Origin of the sequence: Streptomyces mashuensis (genome assembly GCF_014654785.1) — a bacterium.
Lineage (GTDB): Bacteria > Actinomycetota > Actinomycetes > Streptomycetales > Streptomycetaceae > Streptomyces > Streptomyces mashuensis.
Window position 1 is genome coordinate 1091022 of record NZ_BNBD01000001.1, and the last position, 25289, is coordinate 1116310.

Annotated in this window: 25 protein-coding genes; 12 read left to right on the forward strand and 13 right to left on the reverse strand. The window is 75.7% G+C overall.

Annotation, left to right across the window (positions count from 1 at the left end; translation table 11 throughout):
• The first annotated feature begins 8 nt into the window (after positions 1-8).
• Positions 9-854, forward strand: a complete 846-nt coding sequence (locus tag IE305_RS04565; protein ID WP_190128030.1) for a spermidine synthase — start codon at positions 9-11, stop codon at positions 852-854.
• A gap of 15 nt (positions 855-869) precedes the next feature.
• Here the strand turns inward: IE305_RS04565 and IE305_RS04570 are convergent, their stop codons facing one another.
• Positions 870-1877 carry a DUF8017 domain-containing protein gene (locus IE305_RS04570; protein ID WP_190128031.1) on the reverse strand — a complete coding sequence of 336 codons (1008 nt, stop codon included), beginning with the start codon at positions 1875-1877 and terminating at the stop codon, positions 870-872.
• A gap of 94 nt (positions 1878-1971) precedes the next feature.
• Between IE305_RS04570 and IE305_RS04575 the strand changes: the two genes are divergently transcribed.
• Positions 1972-2424, forward strand: coding sequence for a DUF4442 domain-containing protein (locus IE305_RS04575; protein WP_190128032.1), 453 nt, complete (start codon positions 1972-1974; stop codon positions 2422-2424).
• 174 nt (positions 2425-2598) lie between these two features.
• Entirely contained in the window at positions 2599-3261 is a 663-nt protein-coding gene (locus IE305_RS04580; protein ID WP_190128033.1) for a DedA family protein, read from the forward strand.
• Between the two features lie 78 nt (positions 3262-3339).
• Here the strand turns inward: IE305_RS04580 and IE305_RS04585 are convergent, their stop codons facing one another.
• Complete coding sequence (locus tag IE305_RS04585) at positions 3340-4206, reverse strand: DMT family transporter (protein ID WP_190128034.1); 867 nt, start codon at positions 4204-4206, stop codon at positions 3340-3342.
• Between the two features lie 89 nt (positions 4207-4295).
• On the opposite strand from IE305_RS04585, the gene IE305_RS04590 reads away from it, so the two are divergent.
• Entirely contained in the window at positions 4296-4868 is a 573-nt protein-coding gene (locus IE305_RS04590; RefSeq protein ID WP_190128035.1) for a helix-turn-helix domain-containing protein, read from the forward strand.
• Positions 4869-4882: 14 nt separating this feature from the next.
• On the opposite strand, the gene IE305_RS04595 is transcribed toward IE305_RS04590, so the two are convergent.
• Complete coding sequence (locus tag IE305_RS04595; RefSeq protein ID WP_190128036.1) at positions 4883-5509, reverse strand: YigZ family protein; 627 nt, start codon at positions 5507-5509, stop codon at positions 4883-4885.
• An 82-nt stretch (positions 5510-5591) separates the two neighbouring features.
• On the opposite strand from IE305_RS04595, the gene IE305_RS04600 reads away from it, so the two are divergent.
• The 3 genes from IE305_RS04600 (at position 5592) to IE305_RS04610 (ending at position 10433) form a co-directional block, all read left to right on the forward strand.
• Complete coding sequence (locus IE305_RS04600) at positions 5592-5999, forward strand: CoA-binding protein (RefSeq protein ID WP_190128037.1); 408 nt, start codon at positions 5592-5594, stop codon at positions 5997-5999.
• A gap of 160 nt (positions 6000-6159) precedes the next feature.
• A complete protein-coding gene (locus tag IE305_RS04605) occupies positions 6160-7326 on the forward strand; it encodes an exonuclease SbcCD subunit D (RefSeq protein ID WP_190128038.1) in 1167 nt (388 codons plus the stop codon).
• Complete coding sequence (locus IE305_RS04610; RefSeq protein ID WP_190128039.1) at positions 7323-10433, forward strand: AAA family ATPase; 3111 nt, start codon at positions 7323-7325, stop codon at positions 10431-10433. The genes IE305_RS04605 and IE305_RS04610 overlap by 4 nt, the downstream gene beginning before the upstream one ends.
• Here the strand turns inward: IE305_RS04610 and IE305_RS04615 are convergent.
• Complete coding sequence (locus tag IE305_RS04615) at positions 10381-10869, reverse strand: Lrp/AsnC family transcriptional regulator (RefSeq protein ID WP_190128040.1); 489 nt, start codon at positions 10867-10869, stop codon at positions 10381-10383. The genes IE305_RS04610 and IE305_RS04615 overlap by 53 nt on opposite strands.
• Positions 10870-10963: 94 nt before the next feature.
• Here IE305_RS04615 and IE305_RS04620 point away from each other — a divergent pair, with 94 nt between their 5' ends.
• Positions 10964-11419: a rhodanese-like domain-containing protein gene (locus IE305_RS04620; protein ID WP_190128041.1), complete on the forward strand. Its 456-nt coding sequence runs from the start codon at positions 10964-10966 to the stop codon at positions 11417-11419.
• 37 nt (positions 11420-11456) lie between these two features.
• On the opposite strand, the gene IE305_RS04625 is transcribed toward IE305_RS04620, so the two are convergent.
• The 4 genes from IE305_RS04625 to IE305_RS04640 all read right to left on the reverse strand — a co-directional run bounded on the left by IE305_RS04625 (position 11457) and on the right by IE305_RS04640 (position 17016).
• A complete protein-coding gene (locus IE305_RS04625; RefSeq protein WP_190128042.1) occupies positions 11457-13136 on the reverse strand; it encodes a DUF885 domain-containing protein in 1680 nt (559 codons plus the stop codon).
• Between the two features lie 26 nt (positions 13137-13162).
• Positions 13163-14590, reverse strand: a complete 1428-nt coding sequence (locus IE305_RS04630; RefSeq protein WP_190128043.1) for a GNAT family N-acetyltransferase — start codon at positions 14588-14590, stop codon at positions 13163-13165.
• A 141-nt stretch (positions 14591-14731) separates the two neighbouring features.
• Complete coding sequence (locus tag IE305_RS04635) at positions 14732-16093, reverse strand: dihydrolipoyl dehydrogenase family protein (RefSeq protein WP_190128044.1); 1362 nt, start codon at positions 16091-16093, stop codon at positions 14732-14734.
• 86 nt (positions 16094-16179) lie between these two features.
• Positions 16180-17016 carry an alpha/beta fold hydrolase gene (locus IE305_RS04640; protein WP_190128045.1) on the reverse strand — a complete coding sequence of 279 codons (837 nt, stop codon included), beginning with the start codon at positions 17014-17016 and terminating at the stop codon, positions 16180-16182.
• 79 nt (positions 17017-17095) lie between these two features.
• On the opposite strand from IE305_RS04640, the gene sigJ reads away from it, so the two are divergent.
• Positions 17096-18016, forward strand: a complete 921-nt coding sequence (gene sigJ / locus IE305_RS04645; RefSeq protein WP_190128046.1) for an RNA polymerase sigma factor SigJ — start codon at positions 17096-17098, stop codon at positions 18014-18016.
• Positions 18017-18232: 216 nt separating this feature from the next.
• Here sigJ and IE305_RS04650 read toward each other — a convergent pair whose 3' ends face one another.
• Positions 18233-18991 (reverse strand): SDR family oxidoreductase, encoded by a 759-nt coding sequence (locus IE305_RS04650; protein WP_190128047.1) that lies wholly within the window; start codon positions 18989-18991, stop codon positions 18233-18235.
• Positions 18992-19171: 180 nt separating this feature from the next.
• On the opposite strand from IE305_RS04650, the gene IE305_RS04655 reads away from it, so the two are divergent.
• Positions 19172-19924 carry a GntR family transcriptional regulator gene (locus IE305_RS04655; protein WP_190128048.1) on the forward strand — a complete coding sequence of 251 codons (753 nt, stop codon included), beginning with the start codon at positions 19172-19174 and terminating at the stop codon, positions 19922-19924.
• Between the two features lie 18 nt (positions 19925-19942).
• On the opposite strand, the gene IE305_RS04660 is transcribed toward IE305_RS04655, so the two are convergent.
• The 3 genes from IE305_RS04660 to IE305_RS04670 form a co-directional block, all read right to left on the reverse strand.
• Entirely contained in the window at positions 19943-21100 is a 1158-nt protein-coding gene (locus IE305_RS04660; protein ID WP_190128049.1) for an ROK family transcriptional regulator, read from the reverse strand.
• 87 nt (positions 21101-21187) lie between these two features.
• A complete protein-coding gene (locus IE305_RS04665; protein ID WP_190128050.1) occupies positions 21188-21838 on the reverse strand; it encodes a response regulator in 651 nt (216 codons plus the stop codon).
• 10 nt (positions 21839-21848) lie between these two features.
• On the reverse strand, positions 21849-23066 hold the full coding sequence (locus IE305_RS04670; RefSeq protein WP_229890523.1) for a sensor histidine kinase: 1218 nt from the start codon (positions 23064-23066) through the stop codon (positions 21849-21851).
• Between the two features lie 142 nt (positions 23067-23208).
• On the opposite strand from IE305_RS04670, the gene IE305_RS04675 reads away from it, so the two are divergent.
• Both IE305_RS04675 and IE305_RS04680 read left to right on the forward strand, forming a co-directional pair.
• On the forward strand, positions 23209-23946 hold the full coding sequence (locus tag IE305_RS04675; RefSeq protein WP_190128052.1) for an ABC transporter ATP-binding protein: 738 nt from the start codon (positions 23209-23211) through the stop codon (positions 23944-23946).
• Entirely contained in the window at positions 23943-24689 is a 747-nt protein-coding gene (locus IE305_RS04680) for an ABC-2 transporter permease (protein WP_190128053.1), read from the forward strand. The genes IE305_RS04675 and IE305_RS04680 overlap by 4 nt, the downstream gene beginning before the upstream one ends.
• A 54-nt stretch (positions 24690-24743) precedes the next feature.
• Here IE305_RS04680 and mug read toward each other — a convergent pair whose 3' ends face one another.
• On the reverse strand, positions 24744-25244 hold the full coding sequence (mug, locus tag IE305_RS04685; RefSeq protein ID WP_229890526.1) for a G/U mismatch-specific DNA glycosylase: 501 nt from the start codon (positions 25242-25244) through the stop codon (positions 24744-24746).
• Positions 25245-25289: the final 45 nt, after the last annotated feature.

The following is a 25289-nucleotide window of genomic DNA, read 5'->3' on the forward strand; positions in this document are numbered from 1 at the left end:
ATGGGGGAGTGGACGAACCCCTCCCCGTGACCCGCGACGTCGACTCCGGCACCGCCAAGCTGCTGCCCGACGTCGACCGGGACCGCGCCTGGCTGCTCACCGTCGACGGTGCCCCGCAGTCGTACGTCGACCTCGACGACCCGGCCCACCTCGAGTTCGAGTACGCGCGCCGGCTGGCGTACGTCCTGGAGGAGGTGGCCGAGCCCGGTCGGCCGCTGGACGTGCTGCACCTGGGCGGCGGCGCCCTGACGCTGCCCCGGTACGTGGCCGTGACCCGGCCCGGCTCCGTGCAGCGCGTCGTCGAGGCGGACCGCGGCCTCATCGCGCTCGTCGCCGAACACCTGCCGCTGCCCGCCGGGTCCGGCATCGCCGTCACGGCCGGGGACGCGCGAGCTGTGCTGGAGGAGTCCCCGGACGCCTCCGCCGACGTGATCGTGGCCGACGTCTTCGGCGGCTCACGGGTGCCGGCCCACCTCACCTCGGCCGAGTACGCGCGGACGGCCGCCCGGGTGCTGCGCCCGGACGGCCACTACGTCGCCAACCTCGCCGACGGCGCCCCGTTCACCTTCCTCCGCTCCCAGGTGGCCACCTTCGCCTCGGTCTTCCCGCACCTGTGCCTGATCGCGGAGGCCCCGGTGCTGCGGGGCCGCCGCTTCGGCAACGCCGTGCTCGTCGCGGCGCACGAGGAGCTGCCGGTCGCGGCCGTCGCGCGCCGCGCGGCCGCCGACGCCTTCCCGGCCCGCGTGGAGCACGGGCCGCGGCTGGCCCGCTTCGCGGCCGGCGCCGCGCCGGTCACCGACGCGGACGCCACGGGCTCGCCGGAGCCGCCGGCGGGTGCGTTCGGGGTGGGGTGACGTCCCGGTGGGCGATCAGGTGGTGGACGGGGTGTACGGCCGCAGCGTGCTCATGATCTTCTTGATCGTGTCGTCGGGCAGCTCGCCGTCGAAGCCGGTCCCCGCGTACAGCACCCAGGTCGCCAGGTCGCCGGAGGCCGTCTTGTAGGTGACGGTGAAGGACTTGCCGTCCGTGGAGCACTTGTCGGTCTTCTGCACGCCGGTGACCTTGGCGGAGGCCCAGTAGCCGCTGATGCCGTGGTCACTGGTGTAGGGCTGGGCCTTCGTGTGGTCGAAGGTGCCGGTCTTCTTCTTGTCGAAGGCCGCCCAGACCCAGTTGAGGGCCTCCGTCTCGGCGGCGTCGGCCTCGCTCTTGGCGCCCTGGGCGCCCTTCGAGCCGGCCTTGCCGCGCTCGTCGTTCTTGCTGCACTCGCCCGACTTGTACGAGGCGGTGGAGGTCATGACGGCGATGGGCTTGCCGTCCAGCTCGAAACCGGTGGACGTGCCCGCCGGGTTGACCTTCCAGTCCGGCGGCACGTCGAAGGCGTTCTGCCGCTTGGTGCTGACGACCGTCTTCCAGCCGGGTATCACGGGCTTGACGTCCACGCCGGCGCGCGGGTTGTCCTCGGGGGCCGGGGGCGCGGCGGAGGACCCGGCCGGCGAGGGCGTGGCGGGGGCCGAGGTCGCCGTGCCCTTGGCCACGTTGTTGTTCTCGGGGCCCTTGTCGTCGTTCTTGCCGCCCTTGAGGACGACCACGCCGGTCACCACGGCGGCCGCGACCACCGCGAGCGCGGCCGAGGCCGCGATCAGCGTCGTGCGCCGGTTGCGGCCCGGCCTCGGGGGCTGCGGCGGCTGGGGCGGCATGCCCGGGGCGTTCCACTGACCGCCGGGCTGGGGACCGCCCGGCTGGGCGTAGGGATTCGGCTGCTGCTGGTACCCGGGCGGCTGCTGATAGGGGTTGGGCTGCTGCGGGTAGCCCGGCTGCTGGTACGGGTTGGGCTGCGGGTTCTGCCCGCCCCCGGGTTGCTGCTGTCCTGGCCACATGGCCGACAACCATAAGGGTCCCCGGGCCGTCTGTGACCTCCCGGGGAGCGTCAGGGCCTTCCCGCCCCGGCTACTCGCTGGTAACTTGCAGCCCATGTCCCAGACGATTCCCTCGGTCGGCGAGGCCCTGACGGCCACCGTTCCCATGGTCCGCACCCTCGACCTCGTCTTCGAGGAGACGACCGCCCAGCGCGCCGTGCTCCGCCTCGACGACCAGCCCGCCTACCACAACCACGTCGGCGGCCCGCACGCCGGCGCCATGTTCACCCTGGCCGAGTCCGCCAGCGGCGCGATCGTCCTGGCCGCCTTCGGCGACCAGCTGCACCGGGCCGTGCCCCTCGCCGTGAAGGCCGAGATCGGCTACAAGAAGCTGGCCATGGGCCCGGTCACCGCGACCGCCGAGCTCGGCCGCCCGGCCGCCGAGGTGCTGGCGGAGCTGGACGCCGGGCAGCGCCCGGAGTTCCCGGTGCACGTGGCGATCACCCGCGAGGACGGCGCCGTGACCGGCGAGATGACCATCGTGTGGACGCTGCGCCCCAAGGCGTGACGGGTGCCGGGCGCGCTTCGGTGCGCGCCCGGCTTCGTAGCGAACATGTGACCGTCGTTCCTCAACCACCGGACGCTCCGCGGAGTCTTAGCCCGCGGCAGGTCCAGTAGGCTTCCCGGCGTGCGCCCCTCGGCGTGCGCCGGGAGAAGGTCGTCAACCGGGGAGGAACCGGCTTTGCACATCCAGGAGTGGCTCGAGACAGTACCGGCGGTCGCCGTCTACGCGCTCGTGGGCGGGGTCATCGGGCTGGAGAGCCTGGGCATCCCCCTCCCCGGTGAGATCGTCCTCGTCAGCGCCACGCTGCTGGCGGCCACGCAGGACCACATCAACCCCTACGTGCTGGGCGCGTGCGCGATCGCGGGCGCCGTCGTCGGCGACTCCATCGGCTACGCCATCGGCCGCAAGGGCGGCAAGCCGCTGCTGGAGTGGCTCGGCCGGAAGTTCCCCAAGCACTTCGGCCCGCACCACGTGGCCACCGCCGAGCGGTCGTTCCAGAAGTGGGGCATGTGGGCCGTCTTCGTGGGCCGCTTCATCGCCCTGCTGCGCATCTTCGCCGGCCCGCTGGCGGGCGTGCTGAAGATGCCGTACTGGAAGTTCCTCATCGCCAACGTCCTGGGCGGCATCGTCTGGGCCGGCGGCACGGTTGCCGTCATCTACACGGTCGGCAAGGTCGCCGAGGAGTGGCTCAAGAAGTTCTCCTGGCTGGGCCTGGTGGCCGCGGTCCTGTTCGGTCTGGGCTCGTTCGTGGTGATGCGCATCAAGGCCAAGCGCGCCGGCGCCAAGAGCTCCGTGGAGGAGCAGGGCGCCGAGAAGGAGGCCGTCGCGGCCGCGGAGTGATCCGCGCTGCGTTCGTGGAAATGAGGGGAGGGGCTCCGGCATTCGCCGGAGCCCCTCCCCTCATTTCTTTTCGGTGTGTCAGCCCGTCGCCAGCAGGACCGTGCCGACCAGGGCCAGGCCGGCGCCCGCCGCCTGGACCGTGCGCAGGCGCTCGCTGAGGACGCCGCGGGCGGCCAGTGCCGTCACCACCGGGTAGAGGGAGGCCAGGACCGCGGCGATGGTGACCGGGCCGTGGTGGGCGGCGACGCTGTACGTGCCGTTGGCCGCCACGTCCGCGAGGCCCACGAAGGCCAGCGCGGGCAGGGACGTACGGATCGTGGCCCAGCCGCCCTCGGGCAGGGCGGGCGCGCCCCGGCGGGCCGAGGCCCACAGGGCGCCACCGCCGACCACCACGTTGCAGACGCGCTGCACGAAGAGCGCGAGGAAGAGGCCGGTCGTGGTGTGCGAGGCCTCCGCGATCAGGGCCATGACCGAGCCGAAGCCGAAGGCGGCCACCAGGGTGAGGACCAGCGTCTGCCGCTGCACGGGTGCCCCGCCGAGTCCCGGCCCGCTGGCCAGCACCACGCCGGCCACCGCCACCGCGATGCCGGCGACCTGGAGCAGCCCCGGGCGCTCGCCGAGGACCAGGCCCACGCCCACCGGCACCGCCACGCTGCCGAGCGCGCCCACCGGGGAGACCACGCCCATGGGGCCGAGGGCGAGCGCCTTGTAGAAGGCGAGCATGGCCGCGGGACCCACGACGCCGGCGGCCACCGCGTACCAGAGCTGGGGGCCGGCCTCGCTCCAGCCGCCCGTGGCGACGACGATCGCGCCCAGGGCGCCGACGGCCAGCAGCTGGGAGACCAGGACGACGGTCAGGGCGGGCATGCGCCGGGTGAGCAGACCGCCGCCGAAGTCGGCCAGGCCCCACATCAGGCTGGTGGCCAGGGCGAAGACCGGTGTCATGCGGAGAACCTCGCAGTACAGTGTCATGAACGGTGGAGTCCAGCACACCGTAGTGCAACGCAATCGACTACCGGTAATGGATATTGGACGTGACGGACCTCGACCAGCTCACGCAGTGCCTCGCCCGCAACCTGAAGCGCTGGCGTTCGGAGCGCCACTTCACCCTGGACGCCCTGGCGGCCCGCTCGGGCGTCAGCCGCGGCATGATCATCCAGATCGAGCAGGCACGGACCAATCCCAGCGTCGGCACCACGGTCAAGCTCGCCGACGCGCTCGGCGTCAGCATCACGGCCCTGCTGGAGTACGAGGAGGGCTCCAAGGTGCGCATCGTCCCCGCGGAACAGGCGGTGCGGCTGTGGTCCAGCGACACCGGCAGCCACACCACCCTGGTGGTGGGCACCGAGGCCCGCGGCCCGCTGGAGCTCGTGGAGTGGCGCATCACGCCCGGCGAGGGCAACTCCTCCGACCCGCATCTACCGGGCACCGCGGAGATGGTGCACGTCCGGGCCGGCGAGCTGACGATGATCGTCGACGGGGTGGAGCACCGGGTGCCGGCCGGTTCCTCGGCGACGTTCGAGTCCGACGTGCCGCACGGCTACCGCAACGACGGCGACACGGACGTCGAGATGACGATGGTGGTGTCGGTCCCGCCGGCCCGCTGACGCCGCGGGGGAGGTCACGCCTCCCCGTACGCCTCCCCGCCGAGCTCCAGCACCGCCGTGCCGGCCGTGGCGTCCGCCAGCCAGGCGCGGAAGTCCGCCACCTCGGCGTCCGGCAGCCCGATCTCGATGGACACCCCGGACCCGTACGTCACTTCGCGCACCGCCCGCCCCGTGGCCCGCAGCTCGTTCTCCAGCTTGCCGGCGCGCTGGTGGTCCACCGTCACCGTCGCCAGCCGGAACCGGCGCCGCGTCACCGAGCCCAGGGCGTCCAGCGCCTCGCCGACCACCCCGCCGTACGCCCGGATCAGGCCGCCCGCGCCCAGCTTGACGCCGCCGAAGTACCGCGTGACGACCGCCACCACGTACCGCATCTCCCGCCGCACCAGCATCTGGAGCATCGGCACCCCGGCCGTACCGCCCGGCTCCCCGTCGTCACTGGCCTTCTGCACGGAGCCGTCCGCGCCGAGGACGTACGCCCAGCAGTGGTGCCGTGCGGTGGGGTGCTCCTTGCGGATCCGGGCGAGGAAGGCCATCGCCTCCTCCTCCGTCGCTGCGGGAGCGAGCGCGCAGATGAAGCGCGACCTGCTGATCTCGATCTCGTGCACGCCCTCGCGCGCCACCGTGCGGTACTCGTCCTGCATCCCGCCAGCCTATCCGCCACCGAACACCCGAACGGGCCGGGAACGGCGGGAATGATCTGCGGGGAAGGCTCGTTGAGCGGGCATGTACGCAGAACCGGGCATCATCCGGAAGATCATCGAGGGCACCGGCGACACCTGGGCGGTCGTCGGCCTGTCGGCCAACGAACACCGCGCCGCCTACCGCGTCGCCGAGGTGCTCCAGCGCCACGGCAAGCGCATCGTCCCCGTCCACCCCAAGGCCGAGACGGTGCACGGCGAGCAGGGCTACGCCACCCTGGCGGACATCCCCTTCCCGGTCGACGTCGTCGACGTCTTCGTCCGCTCCGAGCTGGCCGGCCCCGTCGCCGACGAAGCCGTGGCCATCGGCGCGAAGGCGGTCTGGTTCCAGCTCGGCGTGATCGACGAGGCAGTCTACGACCGCACCCGCGACGCCGGCCTCCTCATGGTGATGGACCGCTGCCCAGCCATCGAGATACCCCGGCTCCGCTGAACCCCCGCCGTCCCCGCCACTGATCGTCCGCACCGATCCGGCCCGCGCCGTCCGACCCGGCTGCCACACTGTGACCGGTGACGGATAGCGTGGTGCCGGAGGCGAGTGTGAACAGGACGGCCGGGGTGGCGGCAGGAGCGACGGCGCGGGGAGCCGTGCGGTGAGGCTGCTGCACACCTCCGACTGGCACCTGGGGCGGTCCTTCCACCGCGTGAGCCTGCTCGACGCGCAACGCGCCTTCCTCGATCACTTGGTGGCCACCGTCCGCGCCGAGCGGGTCGACGCCGTCCTCGTCGCCGGTGACGTCTACGACCGGGCCGTGCCGCCCCTCGCCGCCGTCGAGCTGTTCGACGACGCCCTGCACCGGCTGGCCGACCTCGGCGTGCCCACCGTCATGATCTCCGGCAACCACGACTCGGCCCGCCGCCTCGGCGTCGGCGCCGGCCTCATCCAGCGGGCCGGGATACACCTGCGCACCGACCCGGCCGGCTGCGGCACCCCCGTCGTCCTCGCCGACGCCCACGGCGACGTCGCCTTCTACGGCCTGCCCTACCTGGAGCCCGCCCTCGTCCGCGACACCCTGGGCGCCCCCGCCGCGAGCCATGCCGCCGTGCTCGGGGCCGCCATGGACCGGGTGCGCGCCGACCTCGCCGCCCGGCCGGCCGGCACCCGCGCCGTCGTCCTCGCCCACGCCTTCGTCACCGGCGGCACCCCCAGCGACAGCGAGCGCGACATCTCCGTCGGCGGCGTCGGTTCCGTGCCCGCCGCGCTCTTCGACGGCGTGCACTACGCCGCCCTCGGCCACCTCCACGGCTGCCAGACGCTCTCCCCCCGCGTGCGCTACTCCGGCTCGCCCCTCGCCTACTCCTTCTCCGAGGCGGACCACCGCAAGAGCATGTGGCTGGCCGACCTCGCGGCGGACGGCACTGTCACCGCCGAGCGCGTCGACTGCCCCGTGCCCCGGCCGCTCGCCCGCATCCGCGGCCACCTGGAGGACCTCCTCGCCGACCCCGCCCTCGAACGCCACGAGGACGCCTGGGTCGAGGCCACCCTCACCGACCCCGTCCGCCCCCGCGACCCCATGGCCCGCCTCGCCCGGCGGTTCCCGCACACCGTCAGCCTCCTCTTCGAGCCCGACCGCGCGCCCGGCGACCCCCTCCTGTCGTACGCCCGCCGGCTGCACGGCCGCACCGACCGGCAGATCGCCGAGGACTTCGTCGCCCACGTCCGCGGCGGCCAGGGCCCCGACGCCGCCGAACGCGCCGTCCTGACCGCCGCGCTGGACGCCGTACGCGTCACCGACACCGTGCGGGAGGTGGCCCGGTGAGGCTCCACCGGCTCCAGGTCACCGCCTTCGGCCCGTTCGGCGGCACCCAGACCGTCGACTTCGACGCCCTCTCGGCCGCCGGGCTCTTCCTCCTCCACGGCGCCACGGGCGCCGGCAAGACCTCCATTCTCGACGCCGTCTGCTACTCCCTCTACAACGCCGTCCCCGGCAGCCGCCCCGACAGCGGCCTCACCCTGCGCAGCGACCACGCCCACCCCGAGACCCTCACCGAGGTCCTCCTCGACCTCACCGTGGGCGGGCGCCGCCTGGAGATCACCCGGCGGCCCGAGCAGCTGCGCCCCAAGAAGCGCGGCAGCGGCCTCACGAAGGAGAAGCCGTACAGCGCGCTGCGCGAGCGCGCCCCGGACGGCACGTGGAAGGCGCTCAGCCGCTCCCACCAGGAGATCGGCGAGGAGATCGGGCAGCTCCTCGGCATGAGCCGCGAACAGTTCTGCCAGGTGGTGCTGTTGCCGCAGGGACAGTTCGCGGACTTCCTGCGGGCCGACGACAAGGCCCGCGGCGACCTCCTCGGCCACCTCTTCGACACCGGCCGCTTCCGCCGCGCCGAGGACCACCTCGCCGAGCGGCGCCGCACCGCCGAGGCCCGGGTGCGCGCCGGCGACACCCGCCTGCTCGAACTCGCCCACCGCATGGCGCAGGAGGCGGCCGGCCTCGGCCTGCCCCCCGTCGGCACCCCCGAGCCCGCCACCGCCGGCCCGGACGCCGCCGACCCCGCCGGCCCCGGCGCCGGGACGCCGCGCCGCCGCGCCGCCGTCCCCGCGCCCCGTACCGCCGAGCCCCTCCTCGGGCCCGGCGACGAGGGCCTGGCCGAGGCCGTGCTCGAATGGGCGGCGCTCGCCCGCGAGGCGGCCCGCGCACGACGCGACGCCGCCGACGCCGCCGTCCACGCCGCCGAACGGGCCCACCACGCCGCCCAGGAACGCGCCGACGAGGCCCGCCGCACCGCCCGGCTCCAGGAGCGGCACCGCGCCGCCCGGCACCGCGCCGAGGCCCTGGCCGGCTTCCGTGAGGAGCGGGACGCGGTCGCCGCACGCCTGGACCGGGCCCGCGCCGCCGAGGCCGTGGCCCCCGCGCTGGAACTGCGCGCCAAGGCCGAGGCCGAGCACCACGCCGCGACCGCCGGCGAACGCCGGGCCCGCGAGGCGCTGCCCGCCGCCGACCGCGCCGCGGACCCCGGCCGCCTGGCCGCCCTCGAACGTGCCCTGCGCGAGGACCTCGGCTCGCTCGCCGCCGCCCGCCGCGCCGAGGCCCGCGCCGCGGACATCACCGCCGAGCTCGCCGGCCTCGACCGCGCCGCCGGCGCCGACGAGGAGGTCCTCACCGAGACCGCCGCCTGGCTGGCCGGCTGGGAGTCCACGCACGCCGCGCTCCAGCGCCGCGTCGAGGAGGCCCAGGAGGCCGTCGGCCTCGCCGAGCGGCTCGCCGGCCGGCTCGGGCCCGCCCGCCGCGCCCTGGACGCCGCCCGCCGCCGCGACACCCTCACCGGCGGCCTGGAGCGGGCCCGCAGCACGGAGACGGCCGCCCGCGAGCGGTCCGCCGCCGCCCGCCAGCACTGGCTCGACCTCAAGGAACGCCGCCTCCTCGGCTTCGCCGCCGAACTCGCCCGCGAACTGCGGCCCGGCCACGCCTGCGCCGTGTGCGGCGCCACCGAACACCCCGACCCCGCCCCGGCCGGCGCCGGCCACGTCGACCGGGCCGCCGAGGACGCCGCCCTCGAGGCGTACCAGCGTGCCGAGCAGGACCGCGAGGCGGCCACCGCCCGCCGGCAGGCCCTGGAACAGGACCTCGCCGCCGCCACGGCCGAGGCCGGGGACGCCCCCGCGGCCGGCCTGGAGGCCGCCCTGCGCGAGCTGGAGGACTCCTGCGCCCGGGCCCGCCGCGACGCCGCCGGCCTGCACGCCGCCCGCGAGGAACTGGCCGCCGCGCAAGGGGAGTACGAACGCCGCCGCGCCGCCCGCGAGGAGGCACGGCTGCGCGTCGCCGCCCGCGCCTCGCGCCGGGAGAACCTGGAGGCCGAACGGGACGCGCTCCAGGAGGAACTGGGGCGGGCCCGCGCGGGCGAGGAGAGCGTCGCCCGGCGCGCCGCCCTGCTGGAGGAGCGGCTGACGGCCCTGGTCACGGCCGCCGAGGCCGCCCGCGAGGCCGGGCGGACCGCCGCCCGCCTCGCGGAGGCCGGACAACACGTGGCGGACGCGGCCCGGCGTGCCGGCTTCGCCGGCCCGGACGAGGCCGCCGGCGCCCTGCTGGACGCGCCCGCCCGCCAGGACCTGGAGCGCCGGCTCGACGCGTGGCGGGAGGAGGAGCGGGCCGTCGCGGCCGAACTCGCCGACACCGAGGTGGCGGACGCCGCCGCCCGTCCGCCCGCGGACCCCGGCGCCGGGCAGGCGGCCGCCGACGCCGCCCACGTGGCCCTGAAGGAGGCGTTCGCCGCCGCCACCGCCGCCCGTGGCCGCTGCGCCGAGCTCGACCGGCTGTCCGCGGAGGCCACGGCCGACGCCCGGCGGCTGGCGCCGCTGCGCGAGGAGTACCACCGCATCGCGGAGCTGGCGGCGCTGGCCGCCGGCACGTCCGCCCGCAACGAGCGAAAGATGCGCCTGGAGTCGTACGTGCTGGCGGCGCGGCTGGAGCAGGTGGCGGCCGCGGCGAGCGCCCGGTTGCAGCGGATGTCCGCCGGCCGCTACACGCTGGTGCACTCCGACGCCCGCTCCGGCGGCCGCGGCCGCTCGGGTCTCGGCCTGCACGTGGTGGACGCCTGGACGGGCAGCGAGCGCGACACCACCACGCTGTCCGGCGGCGAGACCTTCTTCGTCTCGCTCTCCCTGGCGCTGGGCCTGGCGGACGTGGTGACGGAGGAGGCCGGCGGCACCCGGCTGGACACCCTCTTCGTCGACGAGGGCTTCGGCAGCCTCGACGAGCAGACGCTGGAGGAGGTCATGGACGTGCTGGACTCCCTGCGGGAGCGCGACCGCACCGTGGGCATCGTCAGCCACGTCGGCGACCTGCGCCGGCGGGTGCCGGCCCGGCTGGAGGTCGTCAAGGGCCGCTCGGGCTCGGCCGTCCGTCACCACGCGGCGCCCGCGGGCTGAGCGCGCGGCGCGGCAGCGGCGAGGAGTAGACCACGCTGGTGGTCACCGCCCCCAGCGCGCCGATGCGGCCCGCCACCTCCTCCAGGTGCCGCATCGACCCCGCCGCCACCTTCAGCACGAAGCAGTCGTCGCCGGTGACGTGGTGGGCCTCCAGCACCTCGGGCGTGGTGGCCAGCAAGTCGTGGAAGGGCTTGTAGTTGGCGTTGGGGTAGCGCAGGCGGACGAAGGCGAGCACGGACATGCCCAGTTTCTCGGGGTCCAGCACGGCGGTGTACCCGCCGATGACGCCGGCCTCCTCCAGCCGCCGCACCCGCTCGGTGACGGCGCTGGGGGACATGTTCACGGTACGCGCCAGCTCCGCGTATCCCGCGCGCCCGTTGCTCTGCAGGGCGTCGAGGATGCGCCAGTCGGTGGCGTCGGGGGAATAGCCGGTCATGTGCGCTGTCTAGCAGTGGAATCCCCGGTCGGGCAAGGGTTTTGCCGGGAATTCCGCATTCCCGCGGGGGATCATGGACCGTAGATTTTTCGCCATGACGACGATCACCGACACGCTCGCGACCCCCGCCGAGGCCGCGGCCTACTTCGCCGCCCGCCTCGCCTTCCACACCGACCCCACCGATGTCCACGCCGCCCTCGCTGCCGGCACGGCGGACTTCGTCGTCGTCGACTCCCGCTCCACGCAGGCGTGGGACCAGGGCCACATCCCCGGCGCCGTGCACCTGCCCACCCGGCAGATCCCCCAGCTCGCGCCGCGCATGCTCGACCCGGAGGTGCCCGTGGTCGTGCACTGCTGGGGGCCGGGCTGCGACGGCGCGACCCGGGCGGCCCTCGCGCTCGCCCGGCTCGGGTACCGCGTCAAGGAGATGATCGGCGGCATCGAGTACTGGATCCGCGAGGGCTACGCCGTCGACACCGCCGAGGGCACCCGCCAGTCGCCCCCGGACCCGCTCACCGCGCCCGTCTACGGCGGGGACTGCGGCTGCTGAACGGCGGGCCGGGGCCGGGGCGTACGGGCGGCCGGCGTCAGAGCGCCGACAGCTCGGTCACCAGGTCGTCCAGGCCCATCGAGCCGAGCGACAGCGCCGCCATGTGCCAGCGCTTGGCGTCGAAGGCGGCGCCGTGCGCCTTCCGGGCCGCGTCCCGGCCGGCGAGCCAGGCGCGTTCGCCCAGCTTGTAGCCGATGGCCTGGCCCGGCATGCCCAGGTAGCGCACCAGCTCGCTCTCCACGTACGGGCCCGGCTGGCCGCTGTGCAGGCCGAAGAACTCCTGCGCCAGCGCCGGCGTCCACCGCTCGCCCGGGTGGAAGGGGGAGTGGGCGGGGATCTCCAGGCCCAGGTGCATGCCGATGTCGACGATGACCCGCAGGGCGCGCATCATCTGCGCGTCCAGGTAGCCCAGCCGGCGCTCGGGGTCGGTCAGGAAGCCCAGTTCGTCCATCAGGCGCTCGGCGTACAGCGCCCACCCCTCCACGTTCGCGCCGATCATGCCCGGGCCCGCCTGGTAGCGCGAGAGCCGGTCGGCGACGTGCACCCACTGGGCCAGCTGGAGGTGGTGGCCGGGCACGCCCTCGTGGTACCAGGTCGTCACCAGGTCGTAGACGCGGAAGCGCGTCTCGCCCATGGTGGGCAGCCAGGTGCGGCCGGGGCGCGAGAAGTCCTCCGACGGCTGGATGTAGTACGGGGCGGCCGCGCCGCCGGGCGGCGCGATGCACGACTCGACGCGCTTGACGCGCTCGGCGAGGTCGAAGTGCGTGCCGTCCAGCGCCTCGATGGTCTCGTCCATCAGCCGCTGGAGCCAGACCCGGGTCTCCTCCACGCCCTCGACGTACGTGCCGTGGACGTCCAGGTGCGCCAGCGCCTCCCACGGCGTGCGCGCGTCCGGCAGGATCCGCCGGGCCTCCTGCCGCATCTCGTCCAGCAGGCGGTGGAACTCGGCCCAGCCGTAGGCGTACGCCTCGTCCAGGTCGAGGTCGGCGCCGTTCCACTGGCGCGACCACAGCGCGTACCGCTCGCGGCCCACGGGGTCCGGGGTGCCCTCGACGGCCGGCGCGTAGGTCCCGCCCAGCCAGGAGCGGAGCTCCGCCAGGGCGTCGGTGGCCGTGGCCGCGGCCTGGTCCAGCTCCTGCCGCAGCGGCTCGGGGCCGCCCGCGGCGAACGTGCCGAGCCAGCGCGTGCCGGTCCACTCGTCCAGCTGGCCGAGGACGGTGGCCACCTGGCGCGGGCCGCCGCGCAGGCCGCGGGCGAGGCCCTGGGCCAGCGAGGCGCGGTAGCCCTCCAGGGCGGCCGGCACGGCGCGCAGGCGGGCGGCGACGGCGGCCCAGTCCTCGTCGGTGTCCACCGGCATGATGGTGAAGCCGTCCACCATGGCGTGCAGCGGCGAGTGCATGTTGCTGACGCGGCACAGCGGTTCGCCCGCCTCGTGCAGGGCCAGACGGGCCGTCAGGCGCTCGCGGAGCAGCCGCGCGCAGCGGCGTTCGGCCTCGTCGCCGGCGCCGGGCCGGGCCTCGGCCTCGTCGAGCTGCTTGAGCGTGTCCCGGGCGAGCGCGGCCAGGGCCTCGTGGCCGTCGGGGGAGAAATCCGGCAGCCGGGGTGCGCTGCCGGCGACGCCGAGCTCCGTTCCCAGGAGCGGGTCGAGGGCGACCAGCGCCTCGACGTACGCGTCGGCGACCTGGCGGGGGAGGGGGGCAGCAGTGGTGTTCGGCATGCGGACATCCTGCTGCACCCCGCCCGTCACGTCACCGGGTTTACCCGTCGGTCCGGCGGACGCAGGCCGCGGGGCGGCGCGGGGTCCATGGCCGGCGGCCCGGCCAGGCGCGCGGTGAGCACGAGGGTGCCCTCCTCGACCTGGAAGTCCAGCGGCAGGCCCAGGGCCCGCATGGCCGCGACCATGCCGGTGTTGGAGGCGGTGGTGACGGCGTAGACGGAGCCGCAGCCGGCCTCGGAGGCCATCTCCACGAGCCGGGCGAGCAGCCGGCCGCCCACGCCGCGGCGCTGCCAGGCGTCCTCGACCAGGAGCGCCACCTCCGTCTCGTCGCCGTCCCACAGCAGGTGGCCGAGGGCCACCAGCCGGCCGGAGGCGGTGCGGGCGGTGAGGGTGCGGCCGAAGCGCGGGCTGAGGAGGTGCCGCAGGTAGCGGTCGGCGTCGCCGACCGGGCCGTGGTAGCGCTGTGCGAGGGTGGCCGGCGAGCAGCGGTCGTGCATCTCGCGGGCGGCGGCCAGGTCGCCGGGGGCGGCGCGGCGTACGGTGATGGCCTCGCCCTCGGGCAGGGTGAGGACGTGCGGGCCGGCGGGGACGCGCGGGCCCAGCCGGGCGTCGAGCTCCACCAGCGCGCGGGCGCGCGCGAACTCGGTGGGCGTGAACGGCAGATGGGGCCGCTCCACGACGATGGAGCCGCCGGAGGGGTCGCGCAGCCGCAGCACGGTGCCCTCCCACGCGCCCTCCTCCGGTACGGGCGGGGTGCCGGCGCCGCTGCGCGGGGAGCGCGCCGGCAGAGAGCGGATGGTGCAGCGGCCCAGCAGCCGGCGCAGGGCGAGGGGGAGTTCGGCGGCGTCGAGGGCGGTGCGCGTCGCCAGGCCCAGCACCCGGGTGGGGGCGTCCACCAGGTCGTGGGCGTCGGCGCGCTCCAGCCAGGTGTCGCGGCCGCCGCCGTCGGCGGCGGCGCGGGTGAGGTCGGCGGGGGCCAGGGAACCGGGGGCGCGCAGCAGCAGTTCGTCGACGGTGCCCTCGGCGAGCGGGTGCGTCTGGAGGGAGAGGATGTCCACGCCGCGGTCGGCGAGGGCCAGGCACAGGGCGGCCAGGCTGCCGGGCTCGTCGCGGACGGTGGTCCGCATCCGCCACAGGGCGGCGGGCCCGGCGGCGCGCGGCGACGCGGAGACGGCGGTGTCGTGCTGCAGGCCGTGGCCGGCGAGCGGGGGAGGGGGCGGCGGAGGAGGGGCGTGGCCGCGGTGCCGGGCCCACCACATGTGCAGCCCGGCGGTGGCGAGCAGCGCCACCGCCGAGCCCACGAGCAGGGCCGGGCCTTCCGGGCCGTGCGCGACCGTGTTGGCCACCCCGTCCGCGGCGGCGACCGCCGCGAACAGGGCGGCCACTTCCACCAGGTCGCGGCGCCAGTGGTGGGGGTGCCTACGGGCGGCGGGGGCGGAGGTCTCGTCGCTCATGGTCCCCACCCTGGCGGAGCGGTGTTGCCTGATCACGAACGCCCTGTGTCCGGCCGGTAAAGGGTGCGACGGGGGCGATGGCGTGATTTTTCGTGATGTTTACGCGCGCTGCTCGGAGGCGGGGTGGCCGAAGGCGGGGTGTCAGGGGCGGAGCTCGCGGAGCGCGTCCTCCACCGCCCGGTGGAACGTCGGGTACGCGTAGATCATGTGCCGCAGGCCGTCCACCGGCACCCGTGCCTGCACCGCCACTGCCAGACCGTACAGCACCTCGCCGCCCGCCGGGCCCGCCGTGGTGGCGCCGACCAGGACGCCGTGGCCGGCGTCCTCCACGAGCTTGACGAAGCCGTCGTTGCCCGCCTTGTGGATCCAGCCGCGCGCCGACGACGGCAGCTGGGCGAGCCCCGTGCGCACCGCCAGCCCCTTCTCCCGCGCCTGGTGCTCCGTCAGTCCGACGGCGCCCACCTCGGGGTCGGTGAAGGTCGCCCGCGGCAGGGCCCGGTAGTCGGCGTCGGGGCCGGGCTCGCCCAGCACCGCCCGCGCCACGATCTCCGCCTCGTACATCGCCACGTGCGTGAAGGCGCCGTGGCCCGTGACGTCGCCGACCGCCCACAGCCCCGGGGCCACCAGCATCCGGCCGTCGGTCCGCAACGACCGCGCCGCCGGGTCCAGCCCGACCGTCTCCAGGCCGATGTCCGTGATGTTCGGCCTGCGGCCCGTGGCCACCAGCAGCTGCTGCCCCGTCAGCTCCTCGCCGCTCTCCAGCACCAGCGTGAACCCGTCGCCGTCGTGGCGCACCCCGCTCGCCCGCGCCGCCGTGCGCACGGCCAGGCCCTCGTCGCCCAGCACCCGCGCCACCAGCTCCCCGGCCTCCGGCTCCTCCGCGGGCAGCAGCCGGTCCATGGCCTCCACGACCGTGACCGCGGTGCCGAACCGCGCGTACGCCTGCGCCAGTTCCACCCCCACCGCGCCGCCGCCGAGCACCAGCAGCGACCGCGGCGGCTCCTTGGCGGACACCGCGTCGCGGTTGGTCCAGTACGGCACGGAGTCCAGCCCCGGTACCGGCGGGATCTGCGGCCGGCTGCCGGTTGCGACGACGACGCCGCGCCGCACCTCGAACACCTCGCCGCCGGCCTCGACGCGTCCCGGCCCGGCCAGCCGGCCCCGGCCGCGCACCAGGCGGCCGCCCTTGCCGGTGAACCGGTCGGCGGCCACCGTGTCGTCCCAGTCGTCGGTGGCGTCGTCCCGGATGCGGGCCGCCACCGGCGCCCAGTCCGGCGTCACCTGCGCCGAGCCGGCCATGCCGGGCACCCGGCGGGCCTCGGCCAGCAGATTCCCGGCCCGGATCATCATCTTGCTGGGCACGCAGGCCCAGTACGGGCACTCGCCGCCGACCAGCTCGGCCTCCACGCCCACCACGCTCAGCCCCGCCTCGGCCAGCCGCCCGGCCACGTGCTCGCCGCCGGGTCCCATGCCGATGACGACGACGTCCACCTGCTCGGCCACCGCCCGCACCTCCTCGCGTCCGCTCGGACCCTCACCATCCCACCGTGTTCCTCGGCAGGGCGGGAGCGACGCAGCCGCGGTGCCGGCTACACCGAGGTGTCGAGGATGACGCGGGCCACCAGCGCCGGGTCGTCGTTCATCGGGACGTGGCCGCAGCCGGGCAGCCGTACCAGGCGGGCGCCGGGGATCGTCTGCTTGGCCCGCACGCCCTGGCGCCGTACCAGCACCCGGTCCCGGGTGCCCCAGGCGACCGTCACCGGCATGCCGGGCACGTCGTGGACGAAGCGCAGGTGCCGCCCGGCGGCCAGCGTGGGCTCGAAGCCCGTCGCCGCCCGCATGGCCCGCGTCTCGGCCAGCAGCGCGTCGGGCGAGCGGCGCCCGGGCCGCGCGTAGATCGAGCCCACCATCGCCGCGCGCCCGGCGGTGGTCCGGGCCAGACGCTCCACCAGGGCCTCGGGCAGCCGCAGCGCGCCCTGCCGCAGGGCCGTCAGCACCGCGAACGCGTACAGGCGCTCCGCGTCCGTCCAGAAGCCGCCGGGGGAGAGGGCGGTGACGGACCGTACGAGCTTCTCGTGGCCCAGCTGGAGCGCCAGCAGCCCGCCCAGGGAGTTGCCCGCCACGTGCGGCACGCCCAGGCCCAGCGCGTCGAAGAAGGCGCGCAGCACCGCCGTCACGGACCGCAGCTCGTGGGGGTAGCCGGCGGGGAGGGCCGAGGAGGCGCCGAAACCGGGCAGGTCGAGCGCGATCACGTCCCGCTCGGCCGCCAGGATGCCGATGACCGGGTCCCACACCTGGAGGTGGTGGCCGATCCCGTGGAGCAGCACCAGCGGCTCGCCGCTGCCGAGCCGTTCGTACGTCACGTCGACGGTGGCCGGTCCGGCACCGGTGGTGAAGGGGAGGGGGAGGGAGACGGTCTCGGCCATGCGCTGACTCCTCGTCGTCCTGGGGCTGCCTTCCGAGACAGAATGTCAGCAACGGTTACTGCTGGGTAGAGTGGCGGGCGTGAGCACGACGACCGACGCCGGGTCCCCCGAGACCTTCGAGGAACACCGCGCCACGCTCACCGGCGTGGCCTACCGCATGCTCGGCCGCTTCGCCGACGCCGAGGACGTCGTGCAGGAGGCGTGGCTGCGCTGGTCCGCCGCGGACCGCTCCGACGTGCGGGACGTCCGCGGCTACCTGGTGCGCGTCACCACCCGCCTGGCCCTCGACCGGCTGCGGCAGGCGCAGGCCCGGCGCGAGGCGTACGTGGGGCCGTGGCTGCCGGAACCCGTCGCCACCGACCTCGCCCGCGACGTCGCCGGCCGTGTGCCCGACACCGCCGAGCGCGCAGTCCTCGCCGACTCCGTCTCGCTGGCCCTGCTGGTGGTGCTGGAGTCGCTCTCCCCGCTGGAACGCGCCGTGTTCGTGCTGCGCGAGGCGTTCGGCTTCCCGTACCACGACATCGCCCGCGCCCTGGACCGGTCCGAGGCGGCCGTACGGCAGCTCGCCGGCCGTGCCCGCCGGCACGTCGAGGAACGCCGGCCCCGCTTCGACGTCGACCCGGCCCGGCAGCGCGCCCTCACCGAACGGTTCCTGGCCGCCGCCGGCGGCGGCAGCCTGGAGGACCTGCTGGAGCTGCTCGCCCCCGACGTCCGCCTGGTCGGCGACAGCGGCGGCAAGGCCAAGGGCCCGCTGCGCGTCATCCAGGGCGCGGACAAGGTCGCCCGCTTCCTCGTCGCGGTCGCCGCCGTGCCGCTCGACGAGCCCGAGCTGCGCCTGGCGGAGGTCAACGGGGCGCTCGCGGCGCTGCTGCTGTCGGCGGGCCGGCCCAGCTCGGTGGTCGGCCTCGACATCACCGACGGGCGCATCACCACCGTCTACCTGATGCGCAACCCCGACAAGCTCGCCGCGGCCGTCGCGGGGCCGCGCCGCCTGTCCTGACGTACGGTTCCCGCCGTGGCCTAGGCCGTGTCCGGGGATCATGCGGTGCCCCGTAGGGGCGCGGGGAACTGCGCGATCAGCCGGCGACAGCCCGCAGTCGACGTGCCGAGGCGCAGCGCGGCACCCCATCTGCGGGCGCGTCGTGGCCGGTCGCGCAGTTCCCCGCGCCCCTTACGGGGCGCTGTGGTGGCGCCTGACGAAGACCCGCCCGACACCCTAGAGGCCGCCCGCGACGCGCAGCACCGCGCCCGTGGTGTACGAGGCCTCTGGCGACAGCAGCCACGCCACCGCACCGGCGATCTCCGCCGGTGCGCCGGCCCGGCTCATCGGCACGCGCGCGGCGGCGGTCCGCGCCCGGTCCGGGGCGCCCATCGCCGCGTGGATGTCCGTGTCGACCAGGCCCGGCTGCACCGAGTTGACCCGCACGCCCTCCTCGGCCAGCTCCTTGGCCAGGCCCACCGTCAGCGCGTCCACGGCCGCCTTGCTGGCCGCGTAGTGCACGTACTCGCCGGGGCTGCCCAGCGTGGCCGCCGCCGAGGAGATGTTGACGATCGAGCCGCCCGCGCCGCCGTGCCGCGTCGACATCTCCAGCGCGGCGCGCCGGGAACAGAGCAGCACCCCCATCAGGTTGACGTCCACCACGCGCCGCATCCGCTCCACCGGCGTCTCCGTGAAGCGGCCCAACAGGCCCGTGACACCCGCGTTGTTGACCAGGCCCGTCACCGGGCCGAGCCGGTCGCGCACGGAGGCGAAGAAGGACTCCACGCCCTGCTCGTCGCTCACGTCGACCCGGCCCGCCCAGCATTCGGCGCCCTCGGCACGCACCGCGGCCGCCGTCTCCTCGGCGGCCTCGTGGTCGCGTTCGTACCCGATGGCCACCCGGTGCCCCGCCTGCGCCAGCCGCACCGCGACGGCCGCGCCGATGCCGCGTCCGCCGCCGGTGACCACCGTGACCCGGGCCCTGGACTCCTCCACTGCCGCTCCCCTGTTCGATCAGCTTGATCATCGAACGGTACCCCGGGTACGGGAGGGGCCGGGGAGCACGTCCCCGGCAGCATTGGTCTTGACCAAGGGGGCGGTCGGTCCTATGGTCGCAGGCATACTGCAACAACCTTTAATAAAGAAGCGCGCGAAATCCCTTTGCGGAGGATCAGGGTGGGGACCACGCAGCCGGAACCGGTGCCGGAGCCGAAGTACTGGCATCTGAAGACCGTGCTCAGCGACGCACTGGACTCGGAGTTCGCCGTCGGCGAGATCCTGCCGAACGAGCGCGAGCTCGCCGCCCGGTTCGGCGTCGCCCGCGCGACGCTCCGCCAGGCGCTCGAGCAGCTGGAACTGGAGGGCCGGCTCCAGCGCCGCCGCGGGGTGGGCACCACCGTGGCGCCGCCGCGGATGGGCGTGGCCGTCGCCGACCCCGGGCACTCCTGGCCCGGCAGCGTCCCCGACGCCTGGCAGCTCGTCGACAGCGAGCGCGCCGTGCCGCCCCCGGCCGTGGCGAGGCTGCTGGCCACCGCCCCGGACGAGGCGGTGCACACCGTGCGGCGCAGCCGCAAGACCCGCGGCCAGCCCGTCGCCGGCGAACTCCTCTACGTGCCCGCCGCCAGCGTGCCCGGCCTGGCCGCCATCGAGCCGTCCGCCGGCCCCGCCCGCGCTCGTGCCGTTCTGCGTGAGCTCCAGCGGCTGCACCTGGAGGGCGAGGACCGGGCGGTGGAGCTCGGCTCGGCCGGCGCGGAGGACGCCAAGCAGCTCGACCGCCTCCCCGGCGCCCCCGTCCTGCTGGTGACCACCCGTTACTTCGCCGCGGGCCGCACCGCCGCGGTGTCCGTGGCCACGTACCGCGCCGACACCTGCCGGCTCACCTTCGGCGAGGCCGACCGGCCGCCGGCCGTGGAGCTGCTGGCCGGCTGACGCCTGCCACCGGCCGGTTCACCGGCGCGCCGTGACCGTGCTCTCGACCGCGAACAGCTGTTCCTCCACGTGGTCCAGGGCCAGCCGCAGCGCGCCGGTCGCCACGGCCGCCTCGCCCAGCAGCGACTGGGCCACCCGCGGCGGCCGCAGGCAGTAGCGGGCCAGCTCGGTGCGGAGCGGGTCGAGCACGCCCTCCAGGCCGGCCGCCCAGCCGCCCACCACGACCAGCTCCGGGTCGAGCGCCAGCACCAGCGCCGCCACGTCGTGCACCAGCCGCCGCAGGTAGCGCGCCACGGCGGCGCGGGCCTGCTCGTCGCCCTGCCGCGCGCGGGCGAACACCCCCGCCACCTGTGCCTCGTCCAGCGGGTGCAGCGGCTCCCCGGTGGTGGACAGCACCTCCTCGGGGGTGGCCTCGCGGCCCAGCAGGTGCAGCGCCCCGATCTCGCCGGCCGCCCCGCCGAAGCCGCGGTGCAGCCGGCCCCCGATCAGCGAACCGGCGCCGGGGCTCAGCCCGGCCAGGACGAACACCACGTCGTCGGAGCCGGTGGCCGCGCCCTTCCAGTGCTCGGCGACGGCCGCGGCGTTGGCGTCGTTCTCCACCAGCACCGGGCAGCGGAACGACCGCCGCAGCCGCTCCCCGAGCCGCAGCCCCGTCCAGCCCGGCAGCGCCGTGCCCAGCCGGACGGTGCCGTCGGCCTCCACGATGCCGGGGGTCGCCACGCCCACGGCGCGCAGCGCCGAGCGCGGCACGCCGGTGCGGCCCAGCAGGTCCGTCACGGCGGTCCGCACCTTCTCCAGCCGCTCCTCGGCCGGGGCCGCGGCGGGGACCTCCACGTGCGCGGAGCCCCGTACCCGGCCGCCGAGGTCGGCGAGCAGGGCGGCGATGCGGTGCGGGCCGATCTCGATGCCCAGCAGGTGCCCCGCCTCCACCCGGAAGCGGAACCTGCGGGCGGGCCGCCCCTGACGGCGCGTGGCGCCCTCCGCGACGGCGGCCTCCTCCACCAGCCCGGCGGCCACCAGCCCCTCGACCACGCCTTCGACGGTCGGCCGGGACAGTCCCGTGTCGTTCACCAGGTCCGTGAGCGTGGCGGTCTCGGCGGCACGCAGGGCGTGCAGCACGACGGCCGAGTTGATCCGCCGCAGCAGGGACGGGTCCCCTCCGGTGAGCCGTCCCAACGTGCCGCCTCCTTCGCGCCCCTTTTTGCGTGGCCTTTGCCCGCCCGGATGGTATCCGGTGGACCGGTGGGCAGCGAGCGCCGGTACTCACCCCGGCACAACGAATCCCGACTCGTACGCCGCGATCACCGCCTGCGTGCGGTCCCGCGCCCCCAGCTTGGCCAGCAACGCGCTGACATGCGTCTTCACCGTCTCGGTGCCCAGCGTCAGGGCCCGCGCGATCTCGGCGTTCGACAGACCGCGGGCCATCAGCCGCAGCACGTCCTCCTCCCTCGCCGTCAGCGCGGCCCGCTCCAGCACCGCCCGCGCCCGCGCGCTGCCCCGCGCCGCCGCCATCGTCCGCAGTGCCGCCGGGAACAGCAGCGACTCGCCGGAGGCCACCAGCCGCACCGCGTGCACCACGTCCGCCGGGGCGGCCCGTTTGAGCAGGAACCCGTCCGCGCCGGCCCGCAGCGCGTCGTAGACGTACGCGTCGTTCTCGAAGGTCGTCACCACCAGGATCTTCGGTGGCGTGTCCACCGCGCGCAGCACGGCCCGGGTGGCCTCGATGCCGTCCAGCAACGGCATACGGACGTCCATGGCCACCACGTCGGGGCGCAGTTCGCGGACCAGCGGCAGCACGGCGGCGCCGTCGGCCGCCTCGCCCGTCACTTCGATGTCCGGCTGCGCCTCCAGAATGGCGCGCAACCCGGCACGGACCAGCGGTTCGTCGTCGACCAGCAGCACGGATATCGGCACGGCGACCACCCTACGCGGCGTTGCCGAGCGCACCGTCGAACGGCAGCACCGCCCGTACCCGCCACCCGTCGCCGTCGGGACCGGCCTCGGCCCGCCCGCCCAGCAGCGCGGCCCGCTCGCGGATCCCCCGCAGCCCGCTGCCGCTCCCGCCGGCCGCACCGCCCGCCGGTCCACGGGCGGCGCCCGTGGGCGAGCCGTTGCGTATCTCCAGCTCCAGGGCGTCCGGCCCGGCGGCTATCCGCACCGACACCGGGACGGCACCGGCATGCCGCACCACGTTCGTCAGCGCCTCCTGGAGGATGCGGTAGCCCTCCCGCGACACCGGCCCCGGCACGGCCTCCGGAGCCCCGGTCACCTCCGCGTCGACCTCGGCCCCCGAGCCCCGGGCCGCCGCCAGCAGCCGCTCCACCTCGGCCAGCGAGGGGCGCCGGGCGGGGGCCGGCACGTCCTCCCGCAGCACCTTCAGCACCCGGTCCAGCTCCTCCAGCGCCTGCCGCCCCGACTCCTCCACGGCCTCCAGCGCCCGCTGCGTGAACTCCTCGGAACGCACCGCCCGCGCCGCACCCGCCTGCACCACCATCACCGTCAGCGCGTGCCCCACCGAGTCGTGCAGTTCCCGGGCCAGCCGGTTGTGCTCCAGCAGCCGCTCCGTACGGGCCTCCAGCGCCGCCAGTCGCTCGGCCGCCGACGGCCCCAGCAACGCCCGCGCGGCACGCGCCGCCACCGCGCCCACCGGTATGACGAAGGCCGGCAGGAGCACAAGGCACCCCAACGCCGCCGGCACACACCACCAGCGGTCCCCCGCAGCGCCCAGCAGCCGGACCACCAGCGTCGGCAGATGCACGCTCAGGAACGCCGTGGCCATCCCCAGCTCGTACCGCAGCACCAGCCACAGCACCGTACGCCCGCGGTCCCCCCAGGACCGCGAGGGCGCCGCCCCGAACTGCCCACCCCCACCCTCTCCTTCTGCGGGAAAGAGCAGCAACTGGGCCTGCATCCCCTCCGCCAGCCGCGTCCGCGGCAGCAGCCCCAGCGCCACCAGCAGCGGCAGCGGCACCACCAGCAGCCACGCGCCCCGCACCGTGTCGACGTCCCCGACACCGGGGAAGACCACGACGCACGCCGCCGCGACCACCACCGCCACGAGGAGGTGGAGCCAGCGCGTGTACGTCACCGAACGGAACAGCGGACGCAGAGGATTCGGCGGAGCAGACAGGAGTTTCAGCACACCCGCATCCTGCCAAGCGACCCGCCCCCGCCACCTCCCCCGCCCGGGGGAGAAACCCCATGTCACCACCCCCTCGCGCGAGGGAGGAGCCACCCGCCCGCGGGGGATCACGCACCCCCGGCCGACGGGCCAGCCTTGAGCCATGACCTCGATCGACATCCGCGGCCTCACCAAGCGCTACGGCCCCGTCCGTGCCCTGGACGACCTGACCGTCACCATCGAACCCGGCCGCGTCACCGGCTTCCTCGGCCCCAACGGCGCCGGCAAGACGACCACGATGCGCGTCGTCCTCGGCCTCGACCGCCCCACCTCCGGCACCGCCCTCGTCGGTGGCCGCCCCTACGCCACGCTCCCCGACCCGTTGCGGCACGTCGGCGCGCTCCTCGACGCCTCCGCCGCGCACCCGGCCCGCACCGCCCGCGACCACCTGCTCACCCTCGCCCTCACCCACCGCATCCCGGCCGCCCGCGTCGACCGGCTGCTGGAGGAGACGGGCCTGGCCTCCGCCGCCCGGCGCCGGGTGCGCACCTTCTCCCTCGGCATGCGCCAGCGCCTCGGCCTGGCCGCCGCGCTCCTCGGCGACCCGCCCGTCGTCCTGCTCGACGAGCCGACCAACGGCCTCGACCCCGAAGGCATCGTCCACCTGCGGAACCTGACGCGCCGCCTGGCCGACGAGGGCCGCACGGTGCTGATCTCCAGCCACCTCATGGGGGAGATCGCCCGGGTCGCCGACCACCTGGTCGTCCTCGGGCAGGGCCGGCTGCTGGCCGACGCGCCCCTGGACCGCTTCACGGCCTCCCACGCCTCGCTGGAGGACGCCTACTTCGCCCTCACCACCCCGTTCGCCGACCACGCCGCCCCGGAAGGCCGCCGCCCATGACCCTGCTGCCCGTCCTGCGCTCCGAATGGCTCAAGATCCGCTCGCTGCGCCCGCTCCTGGCCGCCCTCGCCGGCGTCTTCGTCGCGACGGCCGGCATCACCGTGCTCGTGCACGCCATGGTCGGCAAGGCCGAGGCCGGCGGCCCGGACTTCGAACCCGTCGGCGGCTCCTACTACGGCCTCAACTTCGGCCACCTCGCCGCCGTCTGCTTCGGCGTCCTGGCGGTGGCGGGCGAGTACACGGACAACAAGGCCGTCCGGCTCTCCCTCATGGCCGTGCCCCGCCGCGGCCTGTTCTACGCCGCCAAGATGCTGGTCGTGGGCGCCGCCGCGCTGCCGGTCGGCCTGGCGACGGGGTTCGGCTGCTTCCTGGGCGCCCAGGCCCTGCTGGGGGAGTACGGCGTGGGCCTCGGGGCCGACGGCGCGCTGCGCTCGGCGGTCGGCTGCGGCCTGTACCTGACGCTGCTGACGCTGTTCTCCGCGGGCGTGGCGGCCGTCGTCCGCAGCCAGGTGGGGGCGCTGTGCCTGCTCACCCCCGTGGTGTTCCTCGTCTCGCCGGTCGTCGGCAGCATCGGTGCCGTACGCGACGTGGCCGCCTGGCTGCCGGACCGGGCCGGCCAGCAGATCCTGCACCCGCACCCAGACGGCCCGCTGGGCGCCTGGTCCGGCATGGCCGTGATGGCGCTGTGGACGGTGCTGGCCGTGGCCGCCGGCTGGTGGACGCTGCACCGGCGCGACGCCTGAACGCCGGGCGCCCGCGGACCGGTCCGACGCCGACGCCTGAGGGCCGGTCCGGCGTCAGGCCCCCGCGGCCCGGTCCGCGGCCTCGCGCAGCCGCCCGAACTCCTCGGCCAGCGTCGCCGGCGTCCAGTGGGCGTTGAGGCCGCTGGGGTTGGGCAGGACCCAGATGCGGGTGCCGCCGATCGTGCGCTCCTGCGGACCGACCGCCGCGCCGCGGTCGCCGAACGCGACGCGGTACGCGGTCACCCCCACCACCGCGAGCCAGCGCGGGCGCAGCAGTTCCACCTTCGCGGTGAGGACGCGCCCGCCCTCGCGGAACTCCGCGTCGGACAGTTCACTGGCCTTGGCCGTGGCCCGGGCGACCACGTTCGTGATGCCCAGGCCGTACTCCAGCAGCTCCCGCTCCTCGTCCGGCCGCAGCTGCCGCGGCGTGAAGCCGGAGGCGTGCAGCGCGGGCCAGAAGCGGTTGCCGGGCCGGGCGAAGTGGTGGCCGGTGGCCGCCGACATCAGACCCGGGTTGATCCCGCAGAACAGCACCCGCAGGCCGTCCGCGGCCACGTCCGGGACGAGGCGGTCGCGGGCGGCCTCCAGTTCCTCGCGGGT

Bases quoted from the DNA above. Each gene is read 5' to 3' on its own strand.
- IE305_RS04570 (WP_190128031.1), bottom strand. From the start codon at position 1,877: ATGTGGCCAGGACAGCAGCAACCCGGGGGCGGGCAGAACCCGCAGCCC.
- IE305_RS04575 (WP_190128032.1), top strand. From the start codon at position 1,972: ATGTCCCAGACGATTCCCTCGGTCGGCGAGGCCCTGACGGCCACCGTT.
- IE305_RS04585 (WP_190128034.1), bottom strand. From the start codon at position 4,206: ATGACACCGGTCTTCGCCCTGGCCACCAGCCTGATGTGGGGCCTGGCC.
- IE305_RS04595 (WP_190128036.1), bottom strand. From the start codon at position 5,509: ATGCAGGACGAGTACCGCACGGTGGCGCGCGAGGGCGTGCACGAGATC.
- IE305_RS04600 (WP_190128037.1), top strand. From the start codon at position 5,592: ATGTACGCAGAACCGGGCATCATCCGGAAGATCATCGAGGGCACCGGC.
- IE305_RS04615 (WP_190128040.1), bottom strand. From the start codon at position 10,869: ATGACCGGCTATTCCCCCGACGCCACCGACTGGCGCATCCTCGACGCC.
- IE305_RS04620 (WP_190128041.1), top strand. From the start codon at position 10,964: ATGACGACGATCACCGACACGCTCGCGACCCCCGCCGAGGCCGCGGCC.
- IE305_RS04625 (WP_190128042.1), bottom strand. From the start codon at position 13,136: ATGCCGAACACCACTGCTGCCCCCCTCCCCCGCCAGGTCGCCGACGCG.
- IE305_RS04630 (WP_190128043.1), bottom strand. From the start codon at position 14,590: ATGAGCGACGAGACCTCCGCCCCCGCCGCCCGTAGGCACCCCCACCAC.
- IE305_RS04640 (WP_190128045.1), bottom strand. From the start codon at position 17,016: ATGGCCGAGACCGTCTCCCTCCCCCTCCCCTTCACCACCGGTGCCGGA.
- IE305_RS04675 (WP_190128052.1), top strand. From the start codon at position 23,209: ATGACCTCGATCGACATCCGCGGCCTCACCAAGCGCTACGGCCCCGTC.
- IE305_RS04680 (WP_190128053.1), top strand. From the start codon at position 23,943: ATGACCCTGCTGCCCGTCCTGCGCTCCGAATGGCTCAAGATCCGCTCG.